The organism is Microcoleus sp. S13_C5, assembly GCF_036700845.1.
Classification (GTDB): Bacteria; Cyanobacteriota; Cyanobacteriia; order Cyanobacteriales; family Microcoleaceae; genus Microcoleus.
Genome location: NZ_JAUBPR010000145.1, coordinates 1 through 14314, shown reverse-complemented (window position 1 = coordinate 14314; position 14314 = coordinate 1). Strand labels below are relative to the sequence as shown.

The following is a 14314-nucleotide window of genomic DNA, read 5'->3' as shown; positions in this document are numbered from 1 at the left end:
AACACTTGGGCTGATGTCATCAACCGCGCTAACTTGGGTATGGAAGTAATGCACGAGCGCAATGCTCACAACTTCCCGCTTGATTTGGCTGCTGGTGAAACTACTCCCGTAGCTTTGGTTGCTCCTTCTATCAATGGCTAAGTTTTAGCTTTTGATTAACAAAAAGCGCTCCTAGAAATAGGGGCGCTTTTTGTTTGGGGAAAAATATTTTTAGAGACGTGCTTCTACCCGTTAAATCCGTTACCCCCTTACCTGCGTTCCATCCATTCGTTGCCTTCCTTCTTCCTTTTTACTTATTTTTTCTTCCTTTATCCTTTAATTTTTTATGATTACTATAGAGTATAGCCACTAGGCCGATCGAGATACTGTGACATACTCCACGGGCGAAATCTTATATTATGGTCTAGGATTCCAATAGTCGGATTCAGAATATGTTGGGCTTGCTATAAAGTGTTCGCTAGCAGCAATGCAATTGTGTCAATTCCAGAATCTAACCATAGACAAATGTAGCTGATCAGGAGTCGCTCCTCACCGTCCCAAGCGCTCTATCTCTAAGGAGAATTTGTATTATGAAAGATGGACAAGAAGTACGCCGCGTCTCCACACCCGTCATTGCAGGTGTTTGCGGGTTGGCTTTACTGGCGGGAGGGGGAATTGCCTGGTGGACCGCGAATCGTTCGCCAACCCCCGCAAATACCCAGTCTTCTGCTCAAACTACCGCTCCGCCGCTGTCCCCAAGTCCTGCGGAATCTCCTGCTGTAGTTATCCCCGTACCCCCTCCAAATCCTGTACAAGTGCCACAGGTTCAGACGCCACAGGTTCAGACACCTCAAGCTCAGACACCTCAAGCTCAGACCCCGCAGGCTCTAGTCCCAAAGTCGCCGCAGCCAAAGCCTTTGCCGCAGATTGATGTCCAGACAGTGCAAGTCTACTGGGTTAAAGATGCGAGCGGTAAATTTGAGGGAGTTCCTACGAAAGTAGCTGTCAAAAAAGCTGACAAGCCTGATGCAGCTTTACAAGCTGCTTTTAACACTTTGTTGGCCGGGCCGAAGGATGGAACTGTTTCTAGCGAAATTCCTAATGGGACAAAACTCAGGGGTTTGAGTGTTAAGAATGACGGAGTTTATGTCGATTTGTCGGCAGAATTTACTTCGGGGGGAGGCAGCAATTCGATGACTGGCCGGTTAGGGCAAGTTATCTATACGGCTACGAGTTTACAACCGAATACCAAGGTTTGGATTTCGGTGGAAGGCAAGCCTTTAGAACTTTTGGGTGGCGAAGGTTTGGAGGTGGCTCAGCCGAGTACCCGCCAAAGTTTTGACAAAAATTTTCCCCTTTAGTAATTATGAGTCATTAGTTAGGAGTCATTAGTTAGGAGTCATTAGTCATCGGTCTGAAGGCAGAGAGTAGGGATTGATAACTGATGACTCATGGCTGATGACTCATGACTGGGGACTGGGGATTAATTTTCAGTGCTTGGTAGTCAGGCTAAACGCCCGAAAGTGTAGGGCTTGCTGTTCGATCCGGCTGGCAAGCCGATCGCACACCATATTACACAGCTCGAAAATTAACTCGTCCTGCACCTTATAATAGGCTGAAGTCCCTTCACTCCGGCGAGTGAGGATACCAGCTTGGAGCATGAGTTTTAGGTGCTTAGAAACATTGGCTTGACTCGTTTGAGTAGCTTCCACCAACTCTTGCACGCATTTTTCGCCGTCGCGAAGCAAGTTCAAAATTCGTAAACGCATTGGCTCGCTCAGAATACTGAAATACTCAGCAACTTGTTGCACAACCTCTTGCGGGACAGGCTGGGATGACTTCATCAAACTCACCGGAGAGAAGTGATCTGGAAATATTAGCATTTATTCCATAACAATAAAGTAATCTTTCAATCCGGATTAATTCGCATCAAAACTTGACCGTATTCGACAGGTTCGCCATTTTGAACTAAAATTTCCATCACTTGACCGGACACTTCATCAGCATCAATCTCGTTCATCAGCTTCATCGCTTCGATAATACAGACTGTCTGGCCGACCTTGATGCGATCGCCCACATTTACAAAAGGTGGCTCGTCGGGAGCAGCAGCACGATAAAAGGTTCCTACCATCGGCGAGATAATTGGCACCCATTTCGTATCTACAGAAGCAGGTACTGCAGCAGGTACGGCGACAGGGGCGACGGGTACAGGGGCAGCCAGATCCGCTGCTAAATTTTGGTCAACAGCAGGAGGTGACGCTAAGGTGGGGCTAGCAACAGCGCCCAACGCGCTGGGAGCGACAGTCGCCACGGCAGCAGGGAGCGGAGCAGAGGTGCCTGGTGAACTTGCCAGAATGCCTTTGCGTACTGTCAGTTCAATATCCCCACTTTTTAAAGTCAGTTCCGAAATGCCAGTTTTGTCTAATACAGTTAGCAGGTCACAAAGCTGGTTTAAGTCTAGTTGCACAGCAGATTCAAGGGTAATTGAGAATTGAAAATTGAAAATTGAAAATTGAAAATTCCGAATCAGGCGAAGCTAGGAGCATCAACGACTTTGGAGGCAAAAGGGATAGTTTTTAAGCTGTGAGCGATGAGTATTGAATTTGGACTTCTTTAACTCATAACTCAGAACTAAAAACTAAAAACTCCCTTTTCCTCCCTCGTTTCTACTCTCGGCCGAGGTACTTGTCTTCACGAGTATCAATCCGAATCCGTTCTCCAATGGAAATAAATAGAGGCACCATAACCTGAGCTCCAGTGGAGACGATCGCGGGTTTGCTGCCACCAGTGGCAGTATCTCCTTTGACTCCGGGATCGGTTTGCAGCACTTCCAAGACAACAGAGTTGGGCAGTTCCACTTCCATGATTTGGTCGTTCCAGCGCAGGATGCTGACTTCCATCCCTTCACTGAGGTACTTGACACGATCGCCTATTTGCTTAGCATTGAGGCGACTTTCCTCGTAAGTTTCCATATCCATAAAGACGAACTCGTCGCCCTCTTTATAGGTATGCTGCATCACACTCTTTTCCAGGTTGGCTTGAGGCATAGTCTCGCCCGCCCGGAAGGTTTGTTCTACTACGTTTCCGGTTTGGACGTTTTTTAATTTTGTCCGCACGAAAGCTGAGCCTTTTCCTGGCTTGACGTGGAGGAATTCGATAACCCGCCACACGCCGTTATTCCATTCAATTGAAACACCTGGTCGAAAGTCGTTACTGGAGATCATATAAATTTTTGCGGGCAATCCCGTCGCCTTGAGGCACGGGGGAACTACAGTCAGTCGATTTTAGATTTTAGATTTTAGATTTTAGATCTACTCCACAGATGGATTTGGGAGATTGAACCTTGGTCTAAAATTTTGATCTCTCCACGACAGGAGTCTGGGGATTGTATCCGTTTTTGAGCGGGTCCGGTTAAAGCTGCAGTCTAGCTGACGGCATCAAAAAGCAATTGGCATTTTATTTTACCGTTCAAAGGGAGCAAGTGCTGTACTGAAAGCTAAAAAGCTCTCAAGGGAAGGAAGTTCTGCCGCGAGCAGTGTACGGCATTTAAGGGATAGAAGGCCGACAGCGCTGTGGGAAGATAATAGAGGCAATAAAAGTTAAAGTTATGTTGCATTGGCCTAATTTCTCGATCGATACGTGCAAGCGCTGGGTCAAAACCGTCGCTTTAGCGCTCTTGCTGTTCACTCTCTCCCTGAGTTTCAGTGCAGTCTCCCATGCCAAACGCCCCAGCAGCAGTATGCCTGCGGGGAATGCGATTACGGACGGCCGGGCGCTGCTGCGCTTCGCTTTACCTATTGACAATCAGACTGTACGAGAGTTGCAAATCAGTCTCGAAGACATTGGCAACCACATACGGTCTAAACGTTGGGGGCCTATTAGCAGCGATGTCAGCAAGGCTTCCAGGATTCTCAACCTTCGGGAATCTGACCTTTTAGAGAGTATTCCCGACGCCAAAAAGCCGGAAGCTGAGGCGCTAGTTGCAGGAGTCAAGGAGAAAGTTGCTCAACTGGAAAAGGCTGTTGAGGCTAAAGACAGGGACAAAGTGATTGACTTGAAATCCACAATCTTAGGTTCGGTAGGCGAAATCGAAGAGTTGATGGTGACAAAGTTTCCGTTTGAAGTGCCTGCCAAGTATGCTAATCTGCCTCAACTGAAAGGGCGCGCTACTGTGGCTGTACAAACTGAAAAAGGGGAAATTACTGTTGTGGTTGACGGCTACAGCGCCCCGATTACGGCTGGTAATTTTGTGGATTTGGTCGATCGAGGTTTTTATGACGGTTTGCCGTTTATTCGATCGGAAGAATCCTACGTTTTGCAAACGGGAGACCCGGAAGGCAAGGAAGTTGGTTTTATTGACCCAGCTACTGGCAAATACCGGAATGTACCGCTAGAAGTGCTCGTCAGGGACGAAAAAGAACCTATTTACGGGATTACTCTAGAAGATGCGGGGCGTTATCGCGACGAACCTGTTTTGCCTTTTTCTGCTTTCGGTACTGTGGCCATGGCCCGTACAGAAACTGACCCTGATAGCGCTTCTTCTCAGTTTTTCTTTTTCTTGTTTGAACCTGAACTCACGCCCGCTGGTCTGAATCTGTTGGACGGCCGCTATGCTGTTTTTGGTTACATGATTGAAGGAAAAGAAGTTTTGGAGCAACTAAAGCAGGGAGACAAGATTGTATCTGCTAAGGTAGTTAAAGGAATCGAAAATTTGGTGCGACCTCAAGTTTAATTAATGACGGCGATTGAAATCGCTTTTACACCAAAGTGACGGCGATTGAAATCGCTTTTACAGAAACAAAGCCCGCCTGCGCGGGCTGAAAAAATCAAGAGTGACATGGCTTGAAATCTTTTCTAAATAAAGGTGACGGGGGAGCATCTCATATTTGTAAAAACACTTCTTCTGCCTCCTTCCTTCTTTCTCTTTTCTCCTGGCTGCTGACTCCTGACTCCTAACTCCAATTTCTAGCTTGGCAGCAAAAGTGAGATGCTCCCGGTGACGGAGATTGAAATCGCTTCTGCACAGATAGAACCCCCCGCAGACTGGAAAAATAGATAGTTTTTATAGTTTCGTTATTGAAATCAGGAATTTAATCGAAAATATGGCTATTTTAGAATTTTTATTGGTAATAGGTTTGGGCGGATTCGCAGGCTTGTTGATTGTGAAAAATGTGAATGAAAGCAAGCAAAAGCAGCGGTTGGATGAGGCTTTTTATCAGTTGTTGGAAACTCAAAACAGTCAAATTTCGTTGATTCAACTGGCGGCTAATGCTAGGGTGGAGGCAGAAGTTGCTCAGCAGTATTTAAGTCGGCAAGTTAAGATTTTTTCGGCGGTTTTAGAGGTAGATGATGAAGGGGATACTTTTTATAGGTTTCCTAGGTTGCGCTTGCCGCCGAGTTCGGGTAAGGAATGGTGAATTGAGAAAGTGCGATCGACTAATTCAAATTTATGCAAGTTAAAGATATCGGTGAACAAGGTCTTTTAAGAATATTGCAAAAATTCTGCCCCGCAGAAATAGTTGGTGATGATTGCGCTGTCATGCCTACAACTCCCAACCAATCTCTCGCTATCACTACAGATATGTTGGTGGATGGAGTGCATTTTAGCGATCGCACTACGGGGCCTTATTACGCAGGATGGCGCGCCGCAGCGGCAAATTTGTCGGATCTGGCTGCGATGGGAGCAAAGCCTCTGGCGGTGACTGTAGCCCTCGCTGTGGCGGCGGATACGGCTGTGGAGTGGGTTGAAGAGTTTTATCGGGGGATGACGGCTTGCTTGCAAGAATATCATACGCCGATCGTCGGTGGCGATGTTGTGCGCTCGCCCGTGGTGACTGTGGCGATTACGGCTTTTGGACAAGTTGAGTGCGATCGTACCATTAGTCGGTCAAATGCGCGATCGAGTTGGGCCATTGTGGCTACTGGGGTTCACGGAGCCTCCCGCGCGGGATTAGAATTGCTGTTAAATCCCGAATTCGGGCAAAATCTGGAAAAGGTCGATCAAACTTCTTTAATTGTCGCTCACCAGCGCCCTAAACCAAGGCTGGATGTTTTGCCGGTTCTTTGGGAAATATTAGGTTCTGCGGGTGAGTTTTCCATCGCCGGAATGGACAGCAGCGACGGTTTAGCTGATGCGATTATTCAAATTTGTCGGGCTAGCGGTGTTGGCGCAAAAGTCGATCGCACAAAAATACCAATTCCCGATATTTTCAGCGAAATCGTATCAACCGAAAAAGCTTTAGATTGGGCATTATACGGCGGCGAAGATTTCGAGTTAGTGCTGTTTTTGCCGATGGCGAATGCTGAGTTATTGGTGGAAAAAATAGGAAATGGAGCCGCGATTGTGGGAATTGCTACCGACAGCACCGATATGTGGTTAACTGACAGCAGCGGTATTTATCGTGATACTGTATTAAAGCTTGATCGAGGATTTCAACACTTCTGAATTATCTCGCTTGTCCGCATAGGCGGACTTGGTTGGTGTAGACGCGGTTTCAACCGCCTGGTTTTTGCCGGTTACAGATTTTCTGCCAGCGAACCGTTGACTCTGTTATTGTAGGCAGTAGCCAGATTATTTTGAGTTTGCGTCCATTTTTCGCTACCGGGTTCCCGATTATTTAAAACTATTTGATAACCAGTAATGGCAATTTCAATATTATTCGCTCTATTCCCACTGGGAAAGTCACTAATATGAATGCTCAAATTTTCAATAAGACCGATAATTGAGCTAATTGTTTCTGAGTTTTCCCCAGTAATTAACTTCTGCGCCACTTGCTGTAAAGTCTCGGCAAAACTGGCATTAAGGAGATGTTGTCGCCCTTCCAGCATGGGGTAAATTACTGCTATATCTCCCTTGCTATCTTGTTCGGCTTGCAATAATTCTAGAAAAAAATTTGCATACTCTTGGAATTTTTCACTGGCAGAGTTGTGGCTATCTCCGTCATCGTTCATATCGATGAGTGGCGCTAGGTAACGGGCTAGATGTCGGAGGAATTTAGCGCCATTTTCCCCTCCTTGTTCTGCTAAGGTTGATGCTACTAACTCGCACGTTTCCAGAAATCCGCGATCGAGTAATTCTGAGTTATCTTGTAATATTTGCGGTTCCTCTCCTTTGGGGGCATTCAGCAGAGTGTGAATTAATTGCAGATAGGCTTGGGCGCGGGTTTCGTCCATTGTGGGGAGTTGTGAATAACACCGGGATTTATTTTATCATGCTTGGGGGTGGGTCGAAACCTGGTTTTTGCGAGCATACTTCGTTACTGTCGGCAAAAATGCTAAAAAACCTGGTTATTGGGAATTTTAACCGCAGATGTCGGCGGATGTACGCTGATGGACGCAGATGAATTTCGTTTAGTCTGGGACACATGGGTGCGTCGAAACCGGGTTTTGATTGAGAAGACGCGTTACTGTGCGAAGAGATGGAAAAAAACGCGGTTTATTTGATTTTTAACCGCAGATTTTACTGCTAACGCCTAGATAATGCTACCTTTGGCATCAACCTTTCTAAAATTTGCTCGATCGCAATTACTGTCCAATCAATATCAGCTTCTGTGGTTTCTCGTCCTAGAGTCAAGCGAATTCCACCAACGGCGCCGATTTCGTCATATCCCATTGCTAATAATATCGGACTGGGAGTTAGTTTGCCACTGCTACAAGCAGAACCGGAACTAATGCCAATTCCTGCTAAATTTAGCTGCCGTACTAGAGTTTTGCCTGTGACTCGCCCTGTATCTCTCTGTTGATAAGGGCGGGAGGAAGGGGAGACTATGCAAAAACTGACGTGGTGCGGCAGCCGACAATATCGATCGCCAGTTGGTACTAAACTGGGTACGTGGGATAATCGGTCAAAAAGCCGATCGCGCAATGCAATTAACCTCGGCGTTTCCACATCTATTTCCTGCAATGCTAACTCTGCCGCCACCCCAAAACCGACGATTGCCGGCAGCGCTTGTGTCCCCGAACGCAGTTTCAATTCTTGGCCACCGCCGCCTAACATTGGCACTAATTCTACTCCCGGACGCACGTAAAGCGCGCCTGCACCTTGTGGCCCGTAAAGTTTGTGACTGGAAACCGAAAGCAAGTCTACGGGCAGTTTCTGCACGTCAACTTGCAGCTTGCCGGCAACTTGAACTGCATCGGTATGAAACATGATATTGCGATCGCGCGCAATTTGTCCTAATGCCTCTATTGGTTGCAGCGTCCCAACTTCGCTTTGTCCGTAAATGATGGAAATTAACACTGTATTCGATCGCAGCGACTCTTGCAAATCCAAAGGGTGAATGCGCCCAAATTTATCCACTGGTAGGCGCGTCACTTCCCATCCCAACTGTTCGAGTTGTAGCGCCGGTTCTGCTACTGCGGAGTGCTCTACGCTGGAGATAATAATATGCTGCGGCTTGGTATAAAGACGCGCAATTCCCATAATTGCCAAATTATCCGCTTCAGTGCCCCCACTCGTGAAAATTATCGATTCCGGTAGCGCGTTAATCAAGCTAGCAACCTGCATTCTTGCTAATTCTAAAGCTGTCGCCGCCCTTTGTCCCCACTCGTGCAAACTGGAAGGATTACCCCAATGCTGAGTCAGGGCTTTTTGCATGGCTTGAATCGCTTCTGGGCGTGCGGGTGTTGTGGCACTATAGTCGAGGTAAATTTGCATGATAAATAAGTAATTAATGACTGTTGACTGTTGACTGTTGACTGTTGTGAGTGGCTACCAATAGCCAATAACCAATAACTGATGACTAACTTCCTGGTTTGCAGACGTTGTAGTCTTCGTGCGACAAAACTTTTTGGGGAATTAAGAAAGTGCCGCAATCTTCACAAAGCATTCTGTAGTTGCGAGTTACAGGAATACTGATTATCAAACGGTTGTGACGCAGGCGTTTGCCGCCGAAATCTCTGTAATTTTTATTTTCACCCAAAGCTGCTATAATTGCCCGGGCTTTAGTGACTACGTGGTCGGGCAGACCTCTGAGATCGATGATATCTCTAGCAAATGATGCTTCCCTCTCTTGTTTTTTGGTTTGTTTTTCTGCCAGCACTTCAACGTAATGCTGCTGCGCCACCAACTCTTGCGTGCAGCGATGGCACGCTTTACCATATCCTTTGTGACCGCACGGAAAAATTGTTTTTCTTTTAGCCATAAAGCAGCGGTATAGGGTTTGACCCACGCCCCTGAATGCTGCTACCCTACCAGTGATGCTTCCGGCATCGAGGCAGTTCTACAAGACGCAAAATCTATTCCCTTGCATAAATTTAATAGGTTGTAACTTTACTTGATCCAATAGATTTGAACTGTGGAAAGGCTAATAACCTCTATATTTTTTAAAATTTTGTGGATGTATTGTATTATCATTTACTCGGTTTCTGTTGTGCTGGGCTGGTGGCGCTCAATCTGGCGGGCTGCGGACAAACAAAGCAAGACGTGCAGAATTTACCACTCAGTCTGGCTCCATTGCCTCAAGACCCCTTGTTGCAAGTATACTTCAATCAGTCGATCGCTTCGAGTTATACAGAGCCTTACCGCCAGCAAACTAGACCCGGAGATGATTTGGAAAACTTGATAGCTGTTGCGATCGCCAGCGCTGGATCGACGGTAGATGTAGCGGTTCAGGAGTTTCGCTTGCCCAGTATTGCCAGGGTTTTGGCCGATCGACAGCGATCAGGAATTAAAGTTAGATTAATTGTCGAACATATGTATAGTCGCCCTTGGAGCGATTTTACAGCTCAGGAGTTAGCGAAATTACCGGAAAGAGAGCGCGATCGTTATAACGAATTTGTGCAACTTGCCGATACCAATAAAGACGGTAAATTGAGTGCCGATGAAATCAAGCAAAATGATGCTTTGGTAATTGTCAAGGATGCGGGTATTCCTGTAATTGATGATACTGCTGACGGCAGTAAAGGCAGCGGTTTGATGCACCACAAATTTGTGGTAATTGACGGCAAAACCGTAATCGTCACTTCTGCTAATTTTACCACAAGCGATATACATGGCGATTTCAAGACCACAGCAAGTCGCGGCAATGCGAACAATTTGCTGAAAATTGAAAATGCTCAAGTAGCGCAACTATTTACTCAAGAATTTAACATCATGTGGGGCGACGGGCCCGGAGGCAAACCGGACAGCAAATTTGGCATCAAAAAGCCGTTTCGTCAAGTGCAAAAAGTAAGAGTAGGGAATGCGACAGTGGCGGTGCAATTTTCGCCTACGACTACGACTTTGCCTTGGGAAAAAAGCGTCAACGGTGTGATAAATCGAACTTTGGGTAGTGCGAAAAAGTCGGTTGATTTGGCACTGTTTGTATTTTCGGCTCAGCGGTTGTCAAATACTTTGGAAATTGAAGCTGGGCGAGGAGTTGCGGTGCGAGCTTTAATTGACCCTAATTTTATTTATCGCTCTTACAGTGAAGGGTTGGATATGATGGGTGCGACTTTCATCCAAGATTGCAAGTTAGAAGCTGACAATCGCCCTTGGAGAAAGCCGCTGACTACGGTGGGAGTGCCTCTGTTACCAATGGGCGATCGCCTGCACCACAAATTCGGCGTTGTAGACGGCAAAACGGTGCTTACAGGTTCTCATAACTGGAGTGAAGCTGCAAATCACGGGAATGACGAGACGCTGCTGGCGATCGAGAGTCCCGTAGTTGCAGCCCATTTTGAGCGAGAGTTCGATCGGCTTTACAAAGGTGCAACCTTGGGAATTCCCGCCCGAATCAAACAGAGAATTGATGCTAAGAAAAAAGAGTGCGATTCACTACAAGCCGCATCAAAATCGGCGACTGCTAAACCTCAAATTGCTGCGGGTAAAAAGTTAGTTAATTTGAATGCAGCGAGTCAGGAAGAATTAGAAACTTTGCCAGGCGTTGGCCCGAAGTTAGCCGAGAGAATTATTGCAGCGCGGCAACAGCAACCTTTCACCTCTTTGGACGACGTGGCGCGGGTACAGGGCATTGGCGACAAGATTTTAGAGAGATGGCGCGATCGAGTAACTTGGTAATTAGGTTCGCAGCATCGGACTTCAGTCCTTCCTCCCGCTGGTTCGCAGCATCGGACTTCAGTCCTTCCTCCCGCTGGTTCGTAGCATCGGACTTCAGTCCTTTCTTTATAAACTAAGCAGGAAGGACTAAAGTCCGAAGGCTCAAACCTATTTTATCGATCTTGACAACAGATATGCTCTCTAGTTAAAATCACGATTAAAAAAATGCTATCTCTTCAGATGGAAGGTATAAAGAGATGAAAGGCGCCAGATATTTTACGGGGCAGCAACCAATCAAATTCATAGCTCTTTTGGTGGGAGCAATTTTTGTGACGCTAGCAGCTTTCACAGTCAGCGCGCAACAGACTAACGAAGCACAATTTCGGGTAAAAAACGAAAACAGTTTTAATATTAACTTGATTCAATTTAAGCGTGCTGAATATGTAGGTCAGTGTCCCGGAAGTGTCATCTCCCCTGATTCGCAAAGCGCTCGATTTGTTTCCAGCAAAACTCCCCCCGCCCCTAACAGAAGAGTGCTGATTAAAAATGTGACCGATGGCATGGAAACTAACCCCTATCCTTACACGGATAGAAGTTATGACAAAGGTGAGTTTTCCGAGAGTTTTGGATTTAAGTTAGCAAACAGTCACAAAACAAGAACTTTTTCGGTTTTAGAGGGCGAAAATAAATTTGCTTATGAAATCAAAGAAAATAACCAAGTTATAGAACAGGGTGGGCTTACCGCTCAAGTTTCTGTACAAAATTTAGGTACTTTTCCGCGTCAGCAAATTTGTGAGAACAAAGTCACCTCCCAATGTCAGGATGATGCTGATTGTCGCGATAGGAGACGCAGAGGAAAAAGTTGCAAAATAGAGTGTGTTACTGTTCAAGAGTGTCGATGTCCGTAACTATTTCCGGCACTAAAATTACTTTATTTAATTAGTCGCCGAAGACACAGCAGAAGAAAAAACAAGAGAAAAGATAGGTTATTTTCTTGGAAGGACAACCACGGGAGATTGCCCCTCCAAGAAAATCGTAGGTTTAAGTAATGGGGTGAAAGTAAAATGCAGCTCCTAACACGATGTATGTGGCTAAAAGCAGCACTCCTTCGAGCCAATTAGAGCGCCCGTCGAGACTAATTAGATTAGCAATTGTCACTGCGATGGCAACTGCAACTACTTCAAAGGGATTGAAGTTTAAATCCATCGGCTGATCAATCACTAATCCGATAATCACCAACACTGGCGCTACCAGCAAAGCAACTAGCAAACTTGAACCCATTGCGACAGAAACTGACAAATCCATATTGTTTTTCATCGCCACTCCCACCGCAGTTACATATTCGGCAGCGCCGCCAACAATCGGCAACAGAATTACCCCTGTAAACAGCGGCGTCAATCCTAATCCTTTGGTAGTTTCTTCGACAACGCCCACGAAAATTTCTGATTCAAAGGCAACAGCAAGAGTTGAGGCTACTAGCACCCCTACCCACAGCCACAAATTCGGTTTGTGCGTAGTAGATTCCTCTTTGGTATTTTGAGGATTTTCTGACTCTAGTTCTAGTAGCCCAACATCGTAAAGATAGCTGTGCGTTTTTAAGGAAAATAGCAGAGTTAAACCATAAACTGCGATTAGGACGATCGCAGTTATTAAGGAAAGATTCTGAATGGCTGCGGGTTCGACTCCATTGGAGGTATAAATTACCATTGTCGGCAGCAGGATGGCAATGACTGCTAGAGTCATTGTGGAACCGTTTACCCGCGCGATTATTGGCTTAAATTCCTGTTCTTTGTAGCGGATTCCTCCTAGCAGCATGGAAAATCCCATGACTAAGAGTAAGTTACTGATAATTGTACCGGTTATGCTGGCTTTCACAATGTCAATTAAGCCGGCTTTCAGGGCAACTATGGCAATAATTAATTCCGTAGCATTGCCGAAGACTGCATTTAATAAGCCGCCTATGGAGGGGCCTGTAACGATCGCCACTTCTTCTGTCGCTGTGCTCAACCAAATAGCCAGAGGTATAATGCCTAAAGCGGATGTGATGAAAACTGCAAGGGATCCCCAGTGCAAATACTCAGCGGCGATGGAAATGGGGATGAAAATTAACAGCGCTATGGAAAGAATCTTTTTGATTGACATAGGAGATCGGATGGTGTACGGAAGGGTGAGGTCGAGTGGCCGGGGCGATCGCAAAGTTGCTTTTACACTATTCAACTATTCTCTGACAATTCTGGTGGCGAGTGCGATCGATAATTGGGAATATTTAACCGCAAATGCACCCACCTCGAAACAGATTGAATATAATAGAATTATATCGACATCGGTGAAAAGATATGTCTCAATCTGTCGTGCCAGTTGTTGAATCAAAGCAAATTGATAGTTCACCCACCTTGACCTTTGAAGAATACCGATTTTATCAAACTGATTGCGATCTACAATATGAACTGTACAAAGGCAAATTAATTCCGATGCCAACCGCAACAGTTTTACACATCAAAATTTGCGAATATTTAGTTTACAAATTGCAGCGTTACCTAGCGGAACACAAACTTGACTTAGTAGCAAAAACAGGCCTGGGAGTAAGAACAGAAGAAGATACCTCTCGGATTCCTGATGTAGTTGTTTGTACTCAAAGTCTTCTGGAACAAGCTGCTGCTAGACCAGGTTCTGGTATCCTCGATTTTGAGGAAAAGCCCCTGTTAGTCATAGAGGTAGTGAGTCAAAATCGGCGCGCCGATTATGTGATTAAACGAGCTGAGTACGAACTAGCTAACGTACCTGAATATGTAATTGTTGACCCTACACCTAACAAGGAATTGGTGCGAGTTTTAGCCTTTCCTGAAGGGGAAGACATCTATACCCAGACTGATTTTAGGGCGGGACAACAAATAGTGTCTGTAGTATTTCCCAATCTGACATTATCAGTGAATGAAATACTGTCTCCGCCATTAGTTGAAGGGTTGATTAAAGCAGAACAAGCTCGGTTCCTGGAACTTGAGCAGCAAGCTGCGGTGGAGCGCCAACGGGCTGAAAGATTAGCGGTGAGGTTGCGAGAATTAGGAGTAGATCCCGATCGCATTTAGGAGCTTGGATGATACAGAAGTCAGGAGTTAATTGTTATTAGTTAGATCAAATCTCTTAGAAGCGGAATTATTCAGATATCTATGCTCTTCATCTGCGTGAATCCGCGTTCATCCATTGTCATCTGCAGTTGCAAAATTATCTTCTTTTGATCCCAGATACAGGCAGATTAACAGAGATTAACGCAGATGAGTTAGGGAGCATGTCACTTTTGCAGTGAGCAATTATACTCATGCAGGTTTTACCTGATTACCAATTAAGCCGTTTAAGTAA

Annotated in this window: 14 protein-coding genes and 1 pseudogene; 8 read left to right on the top strand and 7 right to left on the bottom strand. The window is 45.8% G+C overall.

All coding sequences use genetic code 11. The annotated features are described in order from the left end of the window. Positions 1–141, top strand: a pseudogene (locus QUA04_RS25510) (photosystem II q(b) protein); the annotation flags it as partial. A 428-nt stretch (positions 142–569) separates the two neighbouring features. Continuing rightward, the gene (locus QUA04_RS25505) at positions 570–1340 is read left to right on the top strand and encodes a GerMN domain-containing protein (RefSeq protein WP_333262443.1); all 771 of its coding nucleotides are present in this window, start codon (positions 570–572) and stop codon (positions 1338–1340) included. 129 nt (positions 1341–1469) lie between these two features. Here QUA04_RS25505 and QUA04_RS25500 read toward each other — a convergent pair whose 3' ends face one another. The 3 genes from QUA04_RS25500 to efp all read right to left on the bottom strand — a co-directional run bounded on the left by QUA04_RS25500 (position 1470) and on the right by efp (position 3203). Beyond that, on the bottom strand, positions 1470–1862 hold the full coding sequence (locus QUA04_RS25500) for an ArsR/SmtB family transcription factor (protein ID WP_006631662.1): 393 nt from the start codon (positions 1860–1862) through the stop codon (positions 1470–1472). A 26-nt stretch (positions 1863–1888) separates the two neighbouring features. Continuing rightward, complete coding sequence (accB, locus tag QUA04_RS25495; protein WP_333262440.1) at positions 1889–2446, bottom strand: acetyl-CoA carboxylase biotin carboxyl carrier protein; 558 nt, start codon at positions 2444–2446, stop codon at positions 1889–1891. Positions 2447–2645: 199 nt separating this feature from the next. After that, positions 2646–3203, bottom strand: coding sequence for an elongation factor P (gene efp, locus QUA04_RS25490; RefSeq protein WP_333058573.1), 558 nt, complete (start codon positions 3201–3203; stop codon positions 2646–2648). Between the two features lie 383 nt (positions 3204–3586). Between efp and QUA04_RS25485 the strand changes: the two genes are divergently transcribed. The 3 genes from QUA04_RS25485 (at position 3587) to thiL (ending at position 6424) form a co-directional block, all read left to right on the top strand. Continuing rightward, complete coding sequence (locus tag QUA04_RS25485; RefSeq protein ID WP_333262437.1) at positions 3587–4711, top strand: peptidylprolyl isomerase; 1125 nt, start codon at positions 3587–3589, stop codon at positions 4709–4711. A 370-nt stretch (positions 4712–5081) separates the two neighbouring features. Further along, positions 5082–5396, top strand: a complete 315-nt coding sequence (locus QUA04_RS25480) for a hypothetical protein (RefSeq protein WP_333262434.1) — start codon at positions 5082–5084, stop codon at positions 5394–5396. Positions 5397–5428: 32 nt separating this feature from the next. Then, entirely contained in the window at positions 5429–6424 is a 996-nt protein-coding gene (thiL, locus tag QUA04_RS25475; RefSeq protein ID WP_333262432.1) for a thiamine-phosphate kinase, read from the top strand. 71 nt (positions 6425–6495) lie between these two features. Here the strand turns inward: thiL and QUA04_RS25470 are convergent, their stop codons facing one another. From QUA04_RS25470 to QUA04_RS25460, 3 genes are all read right to left on the bottom strand, one after another. Continuing rightward, positions 6496–7152 (bottom strand): hypothetical protein, encoded by a 657-nt coding sequence (locus QUA04_RS25470; RefSeq protein ID WP_333262429.1) that lies wholly within the window; start codon positions 7150–7152, stop codon positions 6496–6498. A gap of 292 nt (positions 7153–7444) precedes the next feature. Further along, complete coding sequence (locus QUA04_RS25465; protein WP_333262426.1) at positions 7445–8635, bottom strand: cysteine desulfurase family protein; 1191 nt, start codon at positions 8633–8635, stop codon at positions 7445–7447. Between the two features lie 85 nt (positions 8636–8720). After that, positions 8721–9122 (bottom strand): DUF7682 family zinc-binding protein, encoded by a 402-nt coding sequence (locus tag QUA04_RS25460; protein ID WP_006631653.1) that lies wholly within the window; start codon positions 9120–9122, stop codon positions 8721–8723. A gap of 191 nt (positions 9123–9313) precedes the next feature. Between QUA04_RS25460 and QUA04_RS25455 the strand changes: the two genes are divergently transcribed. Together QUA04_RS25455 and QUA04_RS25450 are read left to right on the top strand one after the other, a co-directional pair. Then, entirely contained in the window at positions 9314–10978 is a 1665-nt protein-coding gene (locus QUA04_RS25455) for a DUF655 domain-containing protein (RefSeq protein ID WP_333262423.1), read from the top strand. A gap of 236 nt (positions 10979–11214) precedes the next feature. Then, positions 11215–11865 (top strand): hypothetical protein, encoded by a 651-nt coding sequence (locus tag QUA04_RS25450; RefSeq protein ID WP_333262422.1) that lies wholly within the window; start codon positions 11215–11217, stop codon positions 11863–11865. 133 nt (positions 11866–11998) lie between these two features. Here QUA04_RS25450 and cax read toward each other — a convergent pair whose 3' ends face one another. After that, positions 11999–13099, bottom strand: a complete 1101-nt coding sequence (gene cax, locus QUA04_RS25445) for a calcium/proton exchanger (RefSeq protein WP_333262419.1) — start codon at positions 13097–13099, stop codon at positions 11999–12001. Between the two features lie 194 nt (positions 13100–13293). On the opposite strand from cax, the gene QUA04_RS25440 reads away from it, so the two are divergent. Next, positions 13294–14043, top strand: coding sequence for a Uma2 family endonuclease (locus QUA04_RS25440; RefSeq protein ID WP_333262416.1), 750 nt, complete (start codon positions 13294–13296; stop codon positions 14041–14043). The last annotated feature ends 271 nt before the right edge of the window (positions 14044–14314 follow it).

Coding starts and splice junctions, on each gene's coding strand:
- QUA04_RS25505 (WP_333262443.1), top strand. CDS start 570: ATGAAAGATGGACAAGAAGTACGCCGCGTCTCCACACCCGTCATTGCA.
- QUA04_RS25500 (WP_006631662.1), bottom strand. CDS start 1,862: ATGCTAATATTTCCAGATCACTTCTCTCCGGTGAGTTTGATGAAGTCA.
- efp (WP_333058573.1), bottom strand. CDS start 3,203: ATGATCTCCAGTAACGACTTTCGACCAGGTGTTTCAATTGAATGGAAT.
- QUA04_RS25485 (WP_333262437.1), top strand. CDS start 3,587: ATGTTGCATTGGCCTAATTTCTCGATCGATACGTGCAAGCGCTGGGTC.
- QUA04_RS25480 (WP_333262434.1), top strand. CDS start 5,082: ATGGCTATTTTAGAATTTTTATTGGTAATAGGTTTGGGCGGATTCGCA.
- thiL (WP_333262432.1), top strand. CDS start 5,429: ATGCAAGTTAAAGATATCGGTGAACAAGGTCTTTTAAGAATATTGCAA.
- QUA04_RS25470 (WP_333262429.1), bottom strand. CDS start 7,152: ATGGACGAAACCCGCGCCCAAGCCTATCTGCAATTAATTCACACTCTG.
- QUA04_RS25465 (WP_333262426.1), bottom strand. CDS start 8,635: ATGCAAATTTACCTCGACTATAGTGCCACAACACCCGCACGCCCAGAA.
- QUA04_RS25460 (WP_006631653.1), bottom strand. CDS start 9,122: ATGGCTAAAAGAAAAACAATTTTTCCGTGCGGTCACAAAGGATATGGT.
- QUA04_RS25450 (WP_333262422.1), top strand. CDS start 11,215: ATGAAAGGCGCCAGATATTTTACGGGGCAGCAACCAATCAAATTCATA.
- cax (WP_333262419.1), bottom strand. CDS start 13,099: ATGTCAATCAAAAAGATTCTTTCCATAGCGCTGTTAATTTTCATCCCC.
- QUA04_RS25440 (WP_333262416.1), top strand. CDS start 13,294: ATGTCTCAATCTGTCGTGCCAGTTGTTGAATCAAAGCAAATTGATAGT.